Below are 17,488 nucleotides of genomic sequence, written 5' to 3'. Positions count from 1 at the left end.
GCGGTCACGCTCCCTTGCTGATGCGGGCGCGCTCACGGATGAAGGTCTCGACCGCAGCCTGATCGTTGGCCACGCGCGAGAAGGTCTCCTTGCGGTCCATCAGGTCGGCGAGATGCGGCGGTAACTCCGGCCGCCGACCGCCGATCGCCTTCGCGACCGCGTCGGGAAACTTGGCCGCGTGTGCAGTGGCGAGAGCCACGACCGGTGTGCGCGGATCCTGGCGCAGAAGCGTGCGCGCCGCGTGCACGCCGATGGCGCTGTGCGGATCGATGACGTGCCCGGTCTCCGCGTGGGTCCGGGCAATCTCGGCCATCACCTCCGGCTCGGAGACGGCGGCTGCATCGAACTCCGCCCGAACGGTCTCGAGGACTGTCGGATCGAGGTGGAAGCCGCCCGACTGCTTCAGGCCGGCCATGAGCCGCCCGAGGCTGGAAGAATCACGGCCGAGGGCCTCGAACAGCAGGCGCTCGAAGTTCGAAGAGATCTGAATGTCCATGGAAGGGGAGGTGGTCGGCTGCACGCCGCGCACCTCGTAGGCGCCGTGCTCCAGGGTCCGTGCCAGGATGTCGTTGGCGTTGGTCCCGATCATCAGACGCTCGATGCCCAGGCCCATGCGCTTGGCGACCCAGCCGGCGAGAATGTCGCCGAAATTTCCCGTTGGAACCGCGAACGAGACCGGGCGGTGCGGCGCACCGAGCGCCACCGCGGAGGTGAAGTAGTAGACCGCTTGGGCGGCGACGCGGGCCCAATTGATCGAATTCACGCCTGAGAGCCGGACGTCGTCGGCGAAATCGGCGTGCTGGAACAGGGCTTTGACGATGTTCTGGCAATCGTCGAAGTTGCCGTCGATGGCGATGGCGTGGACGTTGTGCGCGCCCACGGAGGTCATCTGACGACGCTGGACCTCGGAGACCCGCCCTTCCGGGAACAGGATGAAGATGTCGACCTGATCGAGGCCGCGGAAGGCTTCGACCGCCGCGCTGCCGGTATCGCCGGAGGTGGCGCCCACGATGGTGGCCCGCGTGCCGCGCGCCCGCAGGACGTGATCCATCAGCCGCCCGAGCAGCTGCATGGCCACGTCCTTGAACGCGAGCGTCGGGCCGTGAAAGAGCTCCAGCAGGAACAGATTGTCGTCGAGCTGAGTGAGCGGGCAAACGGCCGGATGCCGGAAGGTGGCGTAGGCTTCTTCGATCATCCGATCGAGGTCCGCGTCGGCGATCTCCCCGTCGATGAGAGGGCGCAGGACGGTCTTGGCGGCGTCGGCGTAGCGCACGCCCGCAAGCCCGGCGATCGTCGGCGCGGCGATCTGCGGCCAGGTCTCGGGCACGTAGAGGCCGCCGTCTCGGGCGAGGCCGGCGAGCAGGGCATCGGAAAAGCTGAGGGGCGCCGCGGCGCCGCGGGTCGAAACGTGAAGCAAGGGGGCCTCCGGGAAGGCGCCCCGTCTACACGATGTCGGCGGGCGTGTCGAAAGGCTTGGGCAGTCTTAGGCGTTGCTGCCCGGTGCCTTCACCAGCCGGCATCCTGTGATCCGCCAGGCCCCGTCCGCCTGCTTCTCAAGGCTGTAGAGGGCGGCCCAGTCGGTGCCCTCGGCGTCCTGCAGGGTGACGCCGAGGGCGAGGCCGTCGTCGCCGGCTTCCTCGATGCGATCCACGCTGTAGCGCCGAGCACGATAGACGGCGGCGTAGCCTTGCCGGACCATCGCGATGAAGGTCTCGGGCGAGGGGAACATGCTCTGGATGGCAGGCGCGGCCTGGGCATAGGCAGTCGCCGCGTCGTCTCGCTGGAAGGCGTCGATCTGCCGCTCGACCGTGGCTCTCGCGGCGTCTCGGGCGGCGGCGTCGACAGCCAGAGCGACCGACGGGCTCGTCAGCAGGGCGAGGAGCAGGAGAACGGCGCGCATGGGACCCACTCCGTATCGTGACCACCTGTCCGAAAGTTAACTGGGCCACGATCCGGGCGAAGCAAATTTTCAGCCGTTCCCGTCACGAGGGCGCAGCGGCCGGATCCTCATGCAGGCGGCGCCAGGCGAAGACGCCGAAGACGCCGATAAGACAGGCGGCGATGCCGAACCAGGTGAAAGCATACTGCAGGTGGTTATTCGGCAGGTCGACGCGCAATTGCCCGCCCTTCGGCCAGCCCCCCGGATTAGGGGTTCCATCGGCCTCGACGAGGTAGGGCAGGGGGGCGCCGATGCCGCGCGAGGCACTGATACCGGCGATGTCGCGGTTGAACCACTCGTTGCGGACGGGGTCCGGCGCCGGCACGAAGATCGTGCGCGGCTCGGAGCCGCGCAGAATGCCGGTGACGGTGGTCATCCCCGCGACCTGACCGGCCAAGCGGTTCGCAGGCGCCTTCAACTCCGTGGGCACGAAGCCCCGGTTGATGAGGACGGTGCCGCCATCCTGGATCTGGAACGGTGTCAGGAGGTAGGAGCCCTGGAGTGCCCGCCCCGGCACTTCCCCAGCGGCGAGGCCATGGACCAGCGTCTCTTTCTCATGCTGGAAGCTGCCGGTGACGCGGACCCTGCGGAATTCGTCCCGGACAGGGTCCCAGTTCTGCGGCACCGGGAGCGTGCCCGGCGGCTCGACCTTCGAGCGTGCCAGGATGCGGGCGATCAGCGCCTCCTTCTCACCCTTGCGCTCGAGCTGCCAGATTCCGAGCCCAAGAAGAATGGCGAGGCAGACAAGAGAGACAAGGCCGGGCGCCAGGATGCTGCGCCAGGCGCCGGGGCGAAGAGTCGAAGCCATGGCTACCGGAAGCGTCCCTGCTCGGCCTTGTTGGTGAATTGAAGGGCCGCGAGGACTCCCTTCAGGGGACGCACCAGCAGCAGGCTGAGCCCGATCGAAAGGGTGCCAGCCACGAGGGCGTGGACCCAGATCGGCGGCTCGTAGGTGATCTCAATCCACAGGGCGAGCCCGACCACGATGATGCCGACGATCGACATCACGAAGAAGGCGGGTCCGTCACCGGAATTGAAGCTGCCATAATCGAGGCCACAGACCTCGCAGGACGGCCGGAAGGTGAGGAAGCCGTCGAACATATGGCCCTCGCCGCAGCGCGGACAGCGGCCGCGAAGGCCAGCGGAGACGGGGGAAGGCTTCGGCCGCGATGCGTCCAAGATCGGTAACTCCTCGTACGGCGCCGCGCCGCTCGGTTTCATATGGGAATGACCCACGCGCTCTTCAGGCGCGCCCACGAAAAAGGGCGGCTCGCGCCGCCCCCTTCAATCCTGGCATGCGGTGAAGGCCGGACTCAGTGGGCCGCGTGGCCTGCTCCAGCGCCCCAGACGTAGATCGACGCAAACAGGAACAGCCACACCACGTCGACGAAGTGCCAGTACCACGCAGCGAACTCGAAGCCGAGGTGCTGGCGGGTGGTGAACTGACCCAGATAGGCGCGGTAGAGGCAGATCGCGAGGAAGATCGTGCCGATGATGACGTGGAAGCCGTGGAAGCCGGTCGCCATGAAGAAGGTCGACGAGTAGATGCTGCCCGAGAAGCCGAAATGGGCGTGGGCATACTCGTAGGCCTGGCAGGCCGAGAACAGGGCGCCGAGGATGATCGTCAGCCAGAGGCCGTACTTCAGGCCCTTGCGATCGTCATGCAGAAGGGCGTGGTGCGCCCAGGTGATCGTCGTGCCGGAGGTGAGCAGGATCAGGGTGTTGAGGAGCGGCAGGTGCCAGGGGTCGAACGCCTCGATGCCCTTCGGCGGCCAAGTGCCGCCCGTGAAATCGACGCGCGAAGCCTGGATCGGATCGGCGGTGTAGAGCGCCGCCTCGAAGTAGGCCCAGAACCAGGCCACGAAGAACATCACCTCGGAGGCGATGAACATGATCATGCCGTAGCGGTGATGCAGCTGCACGACGCGGGTGTGGTCGCCCGTGTTGGCCTCGTGCACGACGTCTTTCCACCAGGCGAACATGGTGTAGAGCACGCCGAGGAGACCGGCGCCGAAGATGTAGGGACCGGGAGTGAGCGTGCCGATCTGGAGGCTTTTCATCCAGAACACAGCGCCGAACGCCATTAGGAACCCTGAAAAGGCGCCGATCAGCGGCCACGGACTCGGGGCGAGAATGTGGAAGTCGTGATTTTTGGCGTGCGCCTCGGCCATTGAACTCTTCTCCTACCCCCGACTTTCGGACCGTCACCGGCCTTCGAGCCACTGAATGCATCGTCCCGACCGGGTTGCCCCGGATTGTTGTGGCCAACCCTTATCCAGGGTCACCTGCTGTTGTCACGCTTGCGCCATCAAAAATTCGACTTCGTCCCCGTGCCGCCCGTTGTCGCAAGCGCGGCCGTGGGCTGGCCGTTCTTGGAGGCGAAGTAGGTGTAGGAGAGCGTCATCTCCGACAGGTGCGCCGTGTTCGAATCCTTGCGGACCTCGGGGTCGATGTAGAACACCACCGGGAAATCCATGGTCTCGCCCGGCTGCAGGGTCTGCTCGTTGAAGCAGAAGCACTGCACCTTGACGAAGAAACTGCCCATCAGCCCCGGTTGGACGTTGAAGGTGGCGATGCCGGTGGAAGGTGTGGCGCCGGTGTTCTTCACGCGGAAGAAAACGGTCTTGGTCTCGCCAAGGCGGGCCTCGACCTTCGGCGACTCGGCCTGGAAGCGCCAAGGCAGGCTCGACGCGACATTGGTGTCGAAATGGACGACCATGCTGTCGTCGATCGCCGCCGCCGTCGGAGCGAGGCCGGTGCGCGGCGTACCATCGTAACCGGTCGCCTTGCAGAACATGTCGTAGAGCGGCACCGACGCGAAGGCGAGGCCGATCATGCCGAAGGCGAGGCCTGCGCAGGCGAAGGCCGTGACGCCGGCCCGGCGTCCGGGTCCGCGCAGGGCGTGTCTGGGGTCGGCCATCAGAAGCGTCTCCGTTGTCCGGCGCGATCAGATCGGGCGGTTGAGGACCTGGGGCCCAAGCTTCGCGATCGTCAGCACGTAGAAGATGGTCACGAGAGCGAACAGGACGGCTGCGATGGCAATCGAGCGCTTGCGGCGGCGCTGCGACTCCTCGGGCGTCAGCGGACGTGGGCTTCCGGGCAGGCCGGGTCGATCGCTCACAGGCTCACCGCGCGGAAGAGTCCGAGGCTCTGCTCCGCCAGCAGGGCCGCGAACATCAGGAAGAGGTGCAGGATCGAGAACCCGAACATGCCCATTGCGGCCTTGCGCTCGGGCTCGCCCTCGCGATTGCGAAAGACGTGGACGCTGAAGGCCAGCATGCCGAGGCCGCCGAGGAGTGCGGTCACCGCATAGAGCCAGCCTCCGAAACCGAGGGCGACGGGTGCGAGGCCGAGGGGAAACAGGATGATCGAGTAGGCGATGATCTGGCGACGGGTTGAATCCGGCCCGGCCACGTTCGGCATCATCGGGATGCCGGCCTTGGCGTAGTCGGCGGACTTGATGAGCGCGAGGGCCCAGAAGTGCGGCGGTGTCCAGATGAAGATGATCAGGAACAGGACCAGCGACTCGATGCCGATGGTGCCGGTGACGGCGGCCTGGCCCACCATCGGGGGGAGGGCGCCTGCCGCGCCGCCGATGACGATGTTCTGCGGCGTGGCCCGCTTCAGCCACATCGAATAGACCACGGCGTAGAACACGATCGTGAAGGCGAGGAGTCCGGCGGCCAGCCAGTTCGAGGCGAGGCCGAGCACCAGGACCGATCCCACCGACAACACGATGCCGAAGGCCAGCGCCTCGTCCGGGCGGATGCGGCCGTCCGGGATCGGACGCTTCGCGGTTCGGGTCATCACCGCGTCGATGTCGGCGTCCCACCACATGTTCAGGCAGCCCGAGGCACCCGCGCCGACGGCGATCATGAGCAGTGAGATCGAACCGACCACCGGCTGGATGTGAACGTTGGAGACCAGCATGCCGACGAGGGCGGTGAAGATGACCAGCACCATCACGCGTGGCTTCAGCAAGGCGAAGAAGTCCGACACCTCGCCGCCGACCGGCGACAGAACTTGCGGCTCGGCGCCAGCGGGTAGGCTGTTCGACAGGCTCGTCATGGGTTCCTGATACGGTTTTCGTGTCCGATGGGGCTTCGGATCGCGCCGCGTGGCGCCGCCCTTTGCGAGAAGCCGCGGCATCGCTCCCATGAGCTTGGCCGAGGCTTCCGGGAAAGAGCGAGGACCGCTCGCGCGGTCCTCGCAATCCTCGAAGCTGTGATGGGCCTCAGTGGTGGCCCGGTTCGTCGACGATCCGGGGAAGAGTCTCGAACTGGTGGAAGGGCGGAGGAGAGGACAGCGTCCATTCCAGGGTGGTCGCACCCTCGCCCCACGGATTGTCGGCGGCGCGCTTGCTGGAGCGGAACGCCAGGACGACGCCGATGAAGAACACCACCATGCCGAGGGCGAAGATATGTCCGCCCCAGGTGGAGACCTTGTGCCAGCCGGCGAAGGCTTCCGGATAATCCGCGTAGCGGCGCGGCATGCCGGCAAGGCCGAGGAAGTGCATCGGGAAGAACAGTACGTTCGCACCGATGAAGGCGAGCCAGAAGTGCAGCTTGCCGGCCCACTCGGGGATGATGTGCCCAGTCATCTTCGGGAACCAGTAGTAGACACCTGCGAAGATGATGAACACGGCACCGAGCGAGAGGACGTAGTGGAAGTGCGCCACGACGTAGTAGGTGTCGTGCAGGTACTTATCGACCGCCGAGTTCGCCAGCACGACGCCGGTGACGCCGCCGACCGTGAAAAGGAAGATGAAGCCGACCGCCCAGTGCATGGCGGCGGTGAAGCGGATCGAGCCGCCCCACATCGTCGCGATCCAGGAGAAGATCTTCACGCCGGTGGGAACCGCGATGACCATCGTGGCGAAGACGAAGTAGGATTGCGTCTGCAGCGACAGGCCGACCGTGTACATGTGGTGCGCCCACACGACGAAGCCGACGACGCCGATCGCGACCATGGCGTAGGCCATGGCGAGGTAGCCGAAGACGGGCTTGCGCGAGAAGGTCGAGATGATGTGCGAGACGATGCCGAAGGCCGGCAGGATCATGATGTAAACTTCGGGGTGACCGAAGAACCAAAACAGGTGCTGGTAGAGCACCGGATCGCCGCCGCCGGCCGGATCGAAGAAGGTCGTGCCGAAGTTGCGGTCGGTCAGCAGCATCGTGATCGCGCCGGCGAGCACCGGGAGCGACAGGAGCAGAAGAAACGCGGTCACCAGCATCGACCAGGCGAAAAGCGGCATCTTGTGCAGGGTCATGCCCGGCGCGCGCATGTTCAGGATGGTGGTGATGAAGTTGATGGCACCGAGGATCGAGCCCGCTCCGGAGAGGTGGAGGGCGAAGATCGCGAAGTCCACGGCCGGGCCCGGGTGGCCGGAACTCGACAGCGGCGGGTAGACGGTCCAGCCGGTGCCGGCGCCGGAGGAGCCGGGGGCGCCCTCGACGAACAGCGAGCAAACGAGGCTGAAGAAGCCCGCGACCGTCAGCCAGAACGAAATGTTGTTCATGCGCGGGAACGCCATGTCGGGCGCGCCGATCATGAGGGGCACGAACCAGTTGCCGAAGCCGCCGATCAGGGCGGGCATCACCATGAAGAACACCATGATGAGGCCGTGTCCGGTGACGAACACGTTGTAGGTGCCGGGATTGGCGAAGTACTGGAGGCCGGGCTCTTCCATCTCCATGCGGATGCCGAAGGAGAGGAACGCTCCCATGATGCCCGCGCAGAAGGCGAACAGCAGGTAGAGGGTGCCGATGTCCTTGTGGTTCGTCGACAGGAACCAGCGGGAGAAGAAGGACGGCATGTGGTGGTCGTGGGCGTCGTGGTGCCCCGTATGTGCAGCGGCGTTCGCCATGGATGCAGACCTTAGTCCAGGTTTCTCGTAATCATCTCGATGGTGGGACCGAGCGCCGCTCGAGGGCTCGGTCCCGGGGTGCGCGCCCTTACCGGGCGTCGGCGAACTTCGAAGGGTCGTCGATGCGGGCGAATTTGGTCTTACCTTCGGCGAGCCACTTGGCGTACGCCTCGTCGCTCACGACCTGAACCGTGATCGGCATGTAGGCGTGACGGGCGCCGCAGAGCTCGGAGCACTGGCCATGATAGGTGCCCTCGCGCTCGGCCTTGAACCAGAACTGGTTCAGGCGGCCCGGCACGGCATCGATCTTGAAGCCGAAGGACGGCATCGCCCAGGAGTGCATGACGTCTGCGGCGGTGACCTGGATCTTCACGATCTTGTTCACTGGGACGACCATGTCGTTGTCGGTGCCGAGCAGTTTCGGCTGCTTGTCCTCGTCGAGGTTGGCGTCGAAGGTGAAGCCTCCGCCATTCTCGACGGCCGGGTACTCGTAGGACCAGTACCAGGCATGACCGATGACCTTCACGAGGACGTCGGCCTTCGGATCGGAGAGCTGCGTCCGGAGGAGGCGGAACGACGGAATCGCAACCGCTACGAGGATCAGGACCGGGACGATGGTCCAGGCGACCTCGATCATGGTGTTGTGGGTGGTCTTCGAGGGCGTCGGGTTCGCCTTCTCGCTGAAACGGAAGACGCAGTAGAGGATCAGGCCGAGCACGAACAGCGAGATGCCGAACGACAGCCAGTGCATGCCATGCTCGAACGAATGGATGTCCCGGGCGTTTTCCGTGACGGCGACCTGACGGTCCATCTGCCACGGCACGGGCTGACCGATACCGGCCGCGAGAGCCGAGGACGAAGAAACGAGGAACGCGCCGAGCGCGGCAAGCCCCCATGATGACCGGTGTTGCGCCTGCGTCGTCCGCATGTGCCTCTCGTGGCTCCCCGTGACTGTGATCGCCGATGCCGCGCGTCTTGCTGGGTTTATTCTAAATCGCAAGTGCATTTCGCGGATCGTGGGCCATCCGCGGGGCTGAACCCACGTCTCGCCGATTGGCGTGTCAGACCACAAGGCCGTGAGGTGCGCAACCGCAACAGCGTCGCATGATACGGGCTCGAAGCCTCGATTCAGGCATTTGACCGTCTATCGAAATGTCGCAGGCGGGCCCATTCATCCGTCGGAATTCATAATGCCAGCGAAAGCGCGATCCAATTGGATTTCCGCTGGTGGAGGCCCGCTCGTGATCGATCGACTGGAATTCATCCTGGCTCTCGCTCGCGAGCGACATTTCGGGCGGGCTGCACAGGCCTGCAACGTCTCACAGCAGACGTTGTCCGCTGGCGTGAAACAGCTGGAGGAGCGCCTCGGTGTGCTTCTCGTGCAACGGGGCTCGCGTTTCCAGGGCTTCACGCCGGAGGGCGAACGCGTCCTCGAGTGGGCGCGGCGCATTGTCGGAGATGCCCGTGCGATGCGGGAAGAGGTCACCAGTCTGCGGCGCGGCCTATCCGGTACCCTTCGCCTCGCCGCGATTCCGACGGCTACTCCGATCGTCGCGGCGCTGACGACGCCGTTCCGGGCGCGTCATCCCAACGTGCGTTTCTCCGTCCAATCCACCACTTCGGGCGAAATCGGGCGGCTCATCACCGACCTCGAGATCGACGCCGGCATCACCTACCTGGAGAACGAGCCCCTCGGTCGGCTGACCGCCGTGCCGCTCTATCGGGAGCGGTACCGCCTGTTGACGGCGATCGACGGCGTGTTCGGCGAGCGGGATGCGGTCACCTGGGACGAGATCGCAAGTCTCCCGCTCTGCCTTCTGACGCCGGACATGCAGAACAGGCGGATCATCGATCGGCAGTTGCTCAATGCGGGAACCGTATCCGCACCGCTCCTCGAATCGAATTCGATGATCGTGCTGCTCACCCACGTACGTACGGCGAAGTGGGCGAGCATCATGCCGGCGGTCCTCGCCGACACCTTCCGTTTGAACGACCGCGTCCGGGCTGTACCCATCGTCGAGCCGGATCTGAGCCATCTGGTCGGCCTCGTGGTCCCGGAGCGTGAGCCGATGACGCCGCTGTGCGCCGGGCTCATCGTCGAGGCACGGAACGTGGCCGCCAGCATCGCGCAGACGATCGACGCGCTCTGAAAAAAATTTGGGTTCGCGGCAAATCGCGACGTAGTCACCATGCTTTTTTGCGTCGCAGCATGTACTCTTGACAAAAAACCACTGTCACACCACCGATCAGCGCGATTGATCGGAGGTTGGCGATATACCACCCTGGAATGAGAACAATCTCAGTCGGGTAGGAACAATGGTGCCGAACGAGCCCTGGAGTGAGCCACGCGCCGCCGGGATCATCGCCGAACACGTCCACCTCGAGGGCGCCACACTCCCCATTCTCCACGCGCTCCAAGAGACCTTCGGCTATGTCGACGAGGGCGCCGTTCCGCTCATCGCCGATGCGCTGAATCTTTCGCGTGCGGAAGTCCACGGCTGCATCACATTCTACCACGACTTCCGTCGCGCACCCGCGGGACGCCATCAGGTGAAGCTCTGCCGGGCCGAGGCCTGCCAAGCCATGGGCTCCGACGCGCTGCACGCGCAGATTCTCTCGCGCCTCGGAGTCGACTGGCACGGAACCACTCCCGACGGTGAGGTCACCGTGGAGCCCGTCTACTGTCTCGGCCTCTGTGCCAATGGCCCTGGCGCCCTTGTGAACGACGAGCCGCTGGCGCGGCTCACCGCCGATTCTCTCGAAGCCGCCCTGACGGAGATGAAGTCGTGAGCATCACGATCACTGTTCCGCGCGACGCAGTCGCCCTTGGCCTCGGCGCGAACCGGGTCGCCCGCGCGCTGTTTGCCGGCGCCGAGCGCCGCGGCCTCGACGTCACCATCGTGCGCACCGGCTCTCGCGGCCTGCTGTGGCTCGAACCGATGATCGAGGTCGCGACGACGGAGGGTCGCATTGCCTACGGGCCGGTGACGCCCGCCGACATCGACAGCCTGCTCGATGCGGGCCTCGTGGAGGGCGGCGCGCATCCCCTCCGTCTCGGTCGTCCGGAGAAAATTCCCTATCTCGCCCGCCAGCATCGACTGACCTTCCAGCGCTGCGGCGTGGTCGATCCGGTCTCCGTCGACGATTATCGGGCCCATGGCGGCTACAAGGGCCTCGAGGCCGCGCTGACGCGTGGCGCCGCCGGCATCGTCGCGGAAGTCCGCGAATCCGGCCTGCGCGGCCGCGGAGGCGCCGGTTTCCCTGCCGGCATCAAGTGGAACACGGTGATGCTCGCGCAGGCGGAGCAGAAATATGTGATCTGCAATGCCGACGAGGGCGATTCCGGCACCTTCGCCGATCGAATGATGATGGAGGGCGACCCCTTCAACCTCATCGAGGGCATGACCATCGCGGGCATCGCGACGGGTGCCACGCGTGGCTACATCTACCTGCGCTCGGAATACCCGCAAGCGTTCGCGACACTGAAGGAAGCGATCGCCAACGGAACCCAGGCTGGTTTCCTTGGCGACAACGTCATGGGCTCGGGCAAGGCCTTCCATCTCGAAGTCCGCCTCGGAGCCGGCGCCTATATCTGTGGCGAGGAGACGTCGCTGCTGGAGAGCCTGGAAGGCCGCCGCGGCATCGTCCGGGCCAAGCCGCCGATCCCTGCGCTGAAGGGATTTCTGGGGCAGCCGACGCTGGTGAACAACGTGATGACCTTCACGGCGGTACCCTACATCCTGGAACACGGCGCGAAGGCCTATGCTGAGTACGGCATGGGGCGCTCCCTCGGCACCCTCGCGATCCAGCTCGCCGGCAACGTCAAGCGCGGTGGGCTGATCGAGTACGCTTTCGGAATCACGCTGCGCGAAATCATCGAGGATTTCGGCGGTGGCACGCAGAGCGGCCGTCCCGTTCGCGCAGTGCAGGTGGGCGGCCCGCTCGGCGCGTACTTCCCCGACCACCTCCTCGATACGCCCCTGGATTACGAGGCGATGGCGGCCAACAAGGGCTTGGTCGGCCACGGTGGGATCGTCGTCTTCGACGACACCGTGGACATGGCCAAGCAGGCACGCTTCGCCTTCGAATTCTGTGCGGTCGAATCGTGCGGCAAGTGCACGCCGTGCCGGATCGGGGCGACTCGTGGTGTCGAGACCATGGACAAGGTCATCGCCGGCATCCGCCCGACCGAGAATCTCGCCGTGGTCGCCGACCTCTGCGACGTGATGACGGACGGCTCGCTCTGCGCGATGGGCGGCCTGACGCCAATGCCCGTCATGAGCGCGATCACCCACTTCCCAGAGGATTTCCAGCAGCGCGGGCCGATGTCCGTCGCGGCTGAGTAAGGAGGCGCGACCCATGGCCCTCATCAAAGAGATCGACTACGGCACCCCGATCCGCGTCTCGGACCAGACCGTGACGCTCACGATCGACGGCATGAGCGTGACGGTACCGGCCGGCACCTCGGTGATGGCCGCGGCGATGCATGCCGGAACGCAGATCCCGAAGCTCTGCGCCACAGACTCGCTGGAAGCCTTCGGCTCCTGTCGCCTGTGCCTCGTGGAGATCGAGGGACGGCGCGGCACGCCGGCCTCCTGCACCACGCCGGCCGAGAACGGCATGGTGGTCTCGACCCAGACGGACAAGCTCGCCAAGCTCCGCAAGGGCGTGATGGAGCTCTACATCTCCGACCACCCCCTCGACTGCCTGACCTGCGCCGCCAACGGCGACTGCGAATTGCAGGACATGGCCGGCGCGGTCGGCCTGCGCGACGTCCGCTACGGCTATGACGGGGCCAACCACGTCAAGCCGACGTCCGAGCAGTACCTGCCGAAGGACACCTCGAACCCGTACTTCACCTACGATCCGTCGAAGTGCATCGTGTGCAACCGCTGCGTCCGCGCCTGCGAGGAGACGCAGGGCACCTTTGCCCTGACCATCTCCGGTCGCGGCTTCGACAGCCGCGTCGCCGCCGGTCCGACCGACTTCTTCGACTCCGAGTGCGTGTCCTGCGGCGCCTGCGTGCAGGCCTGCCCGACCGCGACCCTCCAGGAGAAGTCGATCATCGAGTACGGCCAGCCGGATCACTCGGAGATCACCACCTGCGCCTATTGCGGTGTCGGCTGCTCGTTCAAGGCCGAGATGCAGGGTACCCGCATCGTCCGCATGGTGCCCTACAAGGGAGGCAAGGCGAACGAGGGCCATTCCTGCGTCAAGGGCCGCTTCGCCTATGGTTACGCCACGCACAAGGATCGCATCACCAAGCCGATGATCCGTGAAAAGATCACCGATCCCTGGCGCGAAGTGACCTGGGAGGAGGCGATCGATCGCGCCGCCTCCGAGTTCAAGCGCATCCAGGCGAAGTACGGCAAGGACTCCGTTGGCGGGATCACCTCGTCCCGCTGCACCAATGAGGAGGCCTACCTCGTCCAGAAGCTGGTGCGTGCGGCCTTCGGCAACAACAACGTCGACACCTGCGCGCGCGTCTGCCACTCGCCCACGGGCTATGGCTTGATGTCGACGCTCGGCACCTCGGCCGGCACGCAGGACTTCGCCTCCGTGGCGCATTCCGACGTGATCCTTGTCATCGGCGCCAACCCTACCGATGGCCACCCGGTCTTCGCGTCACGCATGAAGAAGCGCTTGCGCGAGGGCGCCAAGCTCATCGTCGCCGACCCGCGCAAGATCGACCTCGTGAAGTCGCCCCATATCAAGGCCGACTTCCACCTGCCGCTGAAGCCAGGCTCGAACGTCGCCTTCATCAATTCGATGGCGCACGTCATCGTCACGGAAGGCTTGGTCGACGAGGCCTATGTCCGCGAGCGCTGTGATCTCGGCGACTTCGAGGCCTGGGCCCGCTTCGTCGCCGACGAGCGCCATTCGCCTGAGGCGCAGGCGACCTATACGGGCATCGATCCGGCCGAGCTGCGGGCCGCTGCCCGCCTCTACGCGAAGGGCGGCGCCGCCGGCATCTATTACGGACTCGGCGTCACAGAGCACAGCCAGGGCTCGACCATGGTGATGGGCATGGCCAACATCGCCATGGCGACCGGAAACATCGGCATGCTGGGCGCCGGCGTGAACCCGCTGCGCGGCCAGAACAACGTCCAGGGCTCCTGCGACATGGGCTCGTTCCCCCACGAGCTGCCGGGCTACCGCCACGTCTCGGACGATGCCACCCGCGAGACCTTCGAGGCGCTCTGGGGCGTGTCGCTCGATCAGCATCCGGGCCTGCGCATCACCAACATGCTCGACGAAGCCGTCGATGGCGCCTTCAAGGGCATGTACATTCAGGGCGAGGACATCGCTCAGTCCGACCCGGATACGCATCACGTCACCGCCGGCCTGATGGCGATGGAGTGCATCGTCATCCAGGACATCTTCCTGAACGAGACGGCCAAGTACGCCCACGTCTTCCTGCCGGGCGCCTCGTTCCTGGAAAAGGACGGCACTTTCACCAATGCGGAGCGCCGCATCTCCCGCGTGCGCAAGGTCATGCCGCCGTTGTCCGGCGTCGGGGACTGGGAGGGTACGATGCTGCTCTCGAACGCACTCGGCTATCCTATGAACTACAGCCACCCGAGCGAGATCATGGACGAGATCGCATCGCTGACTCCGAGCTTCTCCGGCGTCAGCTTCGCCAAGCTCGACGAACTCGGCTCGATCCAGTGGCCGTGCAACGATGCCGCCCCTGCCGGCACGCCGATGATGCACGTGGACCGCTTCGTGCGCGGCCTCGGCAAGTTCATGATCACCGAGTACGTGCCCACGGAGGAGCGTACGGGACCGCGCTTCCCGCTCATCCTCACCACGGGTCGAATCCTGTCGCAGTACAATGTCGGCGCGCAGACCCGCCGCACCGAGAATTCGCGCTGGCACGAGGAAGATGTGCTGGAAATCCACCCCTTCGACGCGGAGGTGCGCGGCATCGTCGACGGCGATCTCGTCGCCCTGGAGAGCCGCTCGGGCGATATCGCTCTGAAGGCCATCGTGTCCGAGCGCATGCAGCCTGGTGTGGTGTATACGACCTTCCACCACGCCAAGACCGGCGCCAACGTGATCACCACCGACTACTCGGACTGGGCCACCAACTGTCCTGAGTACAAGGTCACGGCGGTGCAGGTCCGGCGGACGAACCGCCCCTCCGACTGGCAGGCGCGGTTCTTCGAGGAAGATTTCTCGTTGACCCGGATTGCGACCCAGCTGAATGCGGCCGAGTGAGCACGACGTCCTGAACCGACCCGAAGGGGACGCGCCGGCTGCGACCGCCCGGCGCGTCCCGACCTTGATCGTTGCCTATGACGATCCGGAACCGCGCAGCGGCACACGGCCCCTCGCGGTCGAAATGCCGGTCAACCTCGTCTACGGAACGGTGCCCTATGCCGTGATGATGACGACGCCCGCTGACCTCGTGGATTTCGCCTACGGGTTCAGCCTGACCGAGGGCATCATCGCTGCGGCCGACGAGATCCGCTCGGTTCAGGTCGAGGCGGATGCGGCGGAGGGCGGCATGCGACTGCTGGTCGACCTCGTGCCGGGACGCTTGCGCGAGCACCTGGCTCGGAAGCGTGCCATATCGGGTCGTACCGGGTGCGGTGTCTGTGGGATCGACGACCTCGCCTCCCTGCCGAAGGCGGAAGCACCGCTGCACGGGGCTCGACGGGTGAGCATCGCGGCGATCCAGCGGGCGCTGCTCGCCATGGGGGACGCGCAGCTCCTGAACGCCGAAACGCGAGCGGTCCATGCTGCGGCTTGGGCCGACCTCGACGGCACTCTCGTGGCGCTACGCGAGGATGTCGGACGCCATAACGGCCTCGACAAGCTGATCGGCGCCCTGATCCGGCGCAAAACCGATCCGGCGGATGGCTTCGTCGTCATCACCAGCCGGTGCTCGTTCGAGATGGTCGAGAAGGCGGCGAGCCTCGGCGCCACGGTGCTGGTGGCAATCTCCGCCCCGACCTCTCTCGCCATCGACCGGGCGCGCCTCCATGGCATGACACTCTGCGCCATCGCCCGCTCAGACACCCTGACGGTCTTCACCGGCCGCGAACGCCTCGACCTGCCGGCGCAGACCTGACGCTGCGCATATCCCGTTCCCTCGACAGAGTTTTCGCACCCATGAGCGCCCTCACCTCCGACGAGAAACTGGTCCGGATGGCCAACCAGATCGCCACCTTCTTCCGCTCCTATCCGGACGAGGAAGCCGTGGCCGGCATCCACAAGCACATCGTGGCGTTCTGGACGCCGAAGATGCGCAGCGCCCTCGAGTCCTACGGTCCGAGCCCGGAGAGCGGCCTTGACCCCCTCGCGCTCAAGGCGCTGCAGGACACGCCGACGGCCGACAGCCCCGTCCGCCCCGGGACCCGCGATCCACACCTGCAGGGAGCGGGCGCCAGCGACGCCGGTTGATCGCCGGAAACGGCAAAGGCCCGGACGGATGATCCGCCCTAGCCTTCGTTTCGTCTCCGTGAACTGGGCTCAGTTCTTCTCGCCGTCCTTCGCGGTCGTGCCAGGCACGATCGTGGCCCCGCCGATCACGCGGACGGAACGCTTGGCGTCCGCGGGAACATCCTTCCAGTTCTGGGCCGCTTTGTCAGGCGCCGGTTGCACGGCGGCCGGCGTGGTGCTTGTGCCGGAGGTGGCCGGCGTCATCGGCTGAGACGGTGCGATTCCGGCACTGGCTGCCCCCGACTTTGCCTCCGGATGTGCGGCCACAGCGGGCACGTCGGAGAGCTTAGGGGCGTCCGGCGTGACCGATGGAGCCGACGGCTTCGGCGCAGAGTTCAAACGAACGACCTTGCGCGGTGTCTCGGCCTTCGGGCGCGCATCTGGCCCCCGAGCATCGGGATTGAGGCCCATCGGATTCCGGTCGGTCGGCTCCGTGCGGTTTGTCGTCGTCGTGCGCGGTCGCGGGTCAGATCGCGGAGCGAGTTCGGGCGCGCCTCCGAAATCCGGAGACGCACGGCGGGACTGCACCTGCGGGAAGGGGATGTCGGCGGGCGGAACGATACGCTCGGCTTCGCGGATCGGTCGGCGCGGCGCCTCATCTTCCTCGGTCCAGCCATAGCCCGGCGCCCGCCGCGCGACGCGAGCCGGCATCTCCGGAGGCGGTCCTTCGAGGCGCTGGCGCCCCAGGACCCGGCCATCCCGGGCATCCACGAACAGGCGCACGCGCTCACCGTAGGGGTTCGAAGCCTCGACGACATACGCCCGCCCATCGAAGCGGGGGCGCGTCACATCGGTGAAGCCGCGCTCGTTCAGCCGCCAGACGACGGCGCGCGGCGGCATGAAGAGATCCGGTTCGTAGGCATATTGTGCCTGTGCGGGGATGGAAGCGAAGGTCGACAGGGATACCAGCAATGCCAGCGGGCCTGCGGACAGGGCATTGCGTGACGGGAATGCGCGCATGAGCGTCCTGCGACACAGATCCATGGATATCAGGTTCCGAATGAGGGGTCGGTCCGGGGGCCAGCTGTTGACGCAGGTCCCCCGGTCACGATCCGCCGGGTCTTGCAAACCCCGCATGCCGCTTGTGCTCGGCGAGGCTCTGTAGAGCGTGGGAATGGGGCGAGATTGCGGGGCGGATGCGGCGAAATGGGCAGGCGCGTCGAAGGCCATACAGCTACCCGCGAAAGTTCCTGCGTCAACAGGGCGTCGACTGGAGGGCGCATCGAACGCAAAAT

Annotated in this window: 17 protein-coding genes; 6 read left to right on the top strand and 11 right to left on the bottom strand. The window is 65.9% G+C overall.

Going from position 1 to position 17,488, the window contains the following annotated elements; genetic code table 11:
• Positions 1–4: 4 nt before the first annotated feature.
• The 10 genes from thrC to coxB all read right to left on the bottom strand — a co-directional run bounded on the left by thrC (position 5) and on the right by coxB (position 8,733).
• Positions 5–1,417, bottom strand: a complete 1,413-nt coding sequence (gene thrC / locus AC0IWM_RS08385; protein WP_471754225.1) for a threonine synthase — start codon at positions 1,415–1,417, stop codon at positions 5–7.
• 66 nt (positions 1,418–1,483) lie between these two features.
• A complete protein-coding gene (locus tag AC0IWM_RS08380) occupies positions 1,484–1,900 on the bottom strand; it encodes a DUF4864 domain-containing protein (protein ID WP_471754223.1) in 417 nt (138 codons plus the stop codon).
• An 82-nt stretch (positions 1,901–1,982) separates the two neighbouring features.
• Positions 1,983–2,747: an SURF1 family protein gene (locus AC0IWM_RS08375; RefSeq protein WP_471754221.1), complete on the bottom strand. Its 765-nt coding sequence runs from the start codon at positions 2,745–2,747 to the stop codon at positions 1,983–1,985.
• 2 nt (positions 2,748–2,749) lie between these two features.
• Positions 2,750–3,160 carry a DUF983 domain-containing protein gene (locus AC0IWM_RS08370; RefSeq protein ID WP_471754219.1) on the bottom strand — a complete coding sequence of 137 codons (411 nt, stop codon included), beginning with the start codon at positions 3,158–3,160 and terminating at the stop codon, positions 2,750–2,752.
• Positions 3,161–3,252: 92 nt separating this feature from the next.
• Positions 3,253–4,110 (bottom strand): cytochrome c oxidase subunit 3, encoded by an 858-nt coding sequence (locus AC0IWM_RS08365; RefSeq protein ID WP_056475738.1) that lies wholly within the window; start codon positions 4,108–4,110, stop codon positions 3,253–3,255.
• Between the two features lie 137 nt (positions 4,111–4,247).
• Positions 4,248–4,859, bottom strand: a complete 612-nt coding sequence (locus tag AC0IWM_RS08360) for a cytochrome c oxidase assembly protein (protein ID WP_471754218.1) — start codon at positions 4,857–4,859, stop codon at positions 4,248–4,250.
• Between the two features lie 27 nt (positions 4,860–4,886).
• Positions 4,887–5,060 (bottom strand): hypothetical protein, encoded by a 174-nt coding sequence (locus AC0IWM_RS08355; protein ID WP_056475733.1) that lies wholly within the window; start codon positions 5,058–5,060, stop codon positions 4,887–4,889.
• Positions 5,057–6,007 carry a heme o synthase gene (locus tag AC0IWM_RS08350; protein WP_471754216.1) on the bottom strand — a complete coding sequence of 317 codons (951 nt, stop codon included), beginning with the start codon at positions 6,005–6,007 and terminating at the stop codon, positions 5,057–5,059. Before AC0IWM_RS08350 ends, AC0IWM_RS08355 begins: the two co-directional genes overlap by 4 nt.
• Positions 6,008–6,173: 166 nt before the next feature.
• Positions 6,174–7,805 (bottom strand): cytochrome c oxidase subunit I, encoded by a 1,632-nt coding sequence (gene ctaD / locus AC0IWM_RS08345; RefSeq protein WP_056475726.1) that lies wholly within the window; start codon positions 7,803–7,805, stop codon positions 6,174–6,176.
• An 88-nt stretch (positions 7,806–7,893) separates the two neighbouring features.
• The gene (coxB, locus tag AC0IWM_RS08340) at positions 7,894–8,733 is read right to left on the bottom strand and encodes a cytochrome c oxidase subunit II (protein ID WP_471754214.1); all 840 of its coding nucleotides are present in this window, start codon (positions 8,731–8,733) and stop codon (positions 7,894–7,896) included.
• 313 nt (positions 8,734–9,046) lie between these two features.
• On the opposite strand from coxB, the gene AC0IWM_RS08335 reads away from it, so the two are divergent.
• The 6 genes from AC0IWM_RS08335 (at position 9,047) to AC0IWM_RS08310 (ending at position 16,214) form a co-directional block, all read left to right on the top strand.
• Positions 9,047–9,955 (top strand): LysR family transcriptional regulator, encoded by a 909-nt coding sequence (locus tag AC0IWM_RS08335; RefSeq protein WP_471754212.1) that lies wholly within the window; start codon positions 9,047–9,049, stop codon positions 9,953–9,955.
• A gap of 166 nt (positions 9,956–10,121) precedes the next feature.
• On the top strand, positions 10,122–10,595 hold the full coding sequence (locus AC0IWM_RS08330; RefSeq protein WP_471754210.1) for a formate dehydrogenase subunit gamma: 474 nt from the start codon (positions 10,122–10,124) through the stop codon (positions 10,593–10,595).
• Positions 10,592–12,151, top strand: coding sequence for a formate dehydrogenase beta subunit (locus AC0IWM_RS08325; protein ID WP_471754208.1), 1,560 nt, complete (start codon positions 10,592–10,594; stop codon positions 12,149–12,151). The genes AC0IWM_RS08330 and AC0IWM_RS08325 overlap by 4 nt, the downstream gene beginning before the upstream one ends.
• 13 nt (positions 12,152–12,164) lie before the next feature.
• Positions 12,165–15,026, top strand: coding sequence for a formate dehydrogenase subunit alpha (fdhF, locus tag AC0IWM_RS08320; protein WP_471754206.1), 2,862 nt, complete (start codon positions 12,165–12,167; stop codon positions 15,024–15,026).
• Positions 15,013–15,882 carry a formate dehydrogenase accessory sulfurtransferase FdhD gene (gene fdhD / locus AC0IWM_RS08315; RefSeq protein ID WP_471754204.1) on the top strand — a complete coding sequence of 290 codons (870 nt, stop codon included), beginning with the start codon at positions 15,013–15,015 and terminating at the stop codon, positions 15,880–15,882. The genes fdhF and fdhD overlap by 14 nt, the downstream gene beginning before the upstream one ends.
• A 41-nt stretch (positions 15,883–15,923) precedes the next feature.
• Positions 15,924–16,214 (top strand): formate dehydrogenase subunit delta, encoded by a 291-nt coding sequence (locus AC0IWM_RS08310; protein ID WP_471754202.1) that lies wholly within the window; start codon positions 15,924–15,926, stop codon positions 16,212–16,214.
• Between the two features lie 69 nt (positions 16,215–16,283).
• On the opposite strand, the gene AC0IWM_RS08305 is transcribed toward AC0IWM_RS08310, so the two are convergent.
• Positions 16,284–17,213, bottom strand: coding sequence for a hypothetical protein (locus AC0IWM_RS08305; protein ID WP_471754200.1), 930 nt, complete (start codon positions 17,211–17,213; stop codon positions 16,284–16,286).
• Positions 17,214–17,488: the final 275 nt, after the last annotated feature.

Source organism: Methylobacterium sp. AC433, from assembly GCF_979253015.1.
This window is presented reverse-complemented; position numbering and strand designations above follow the sequence as displayed.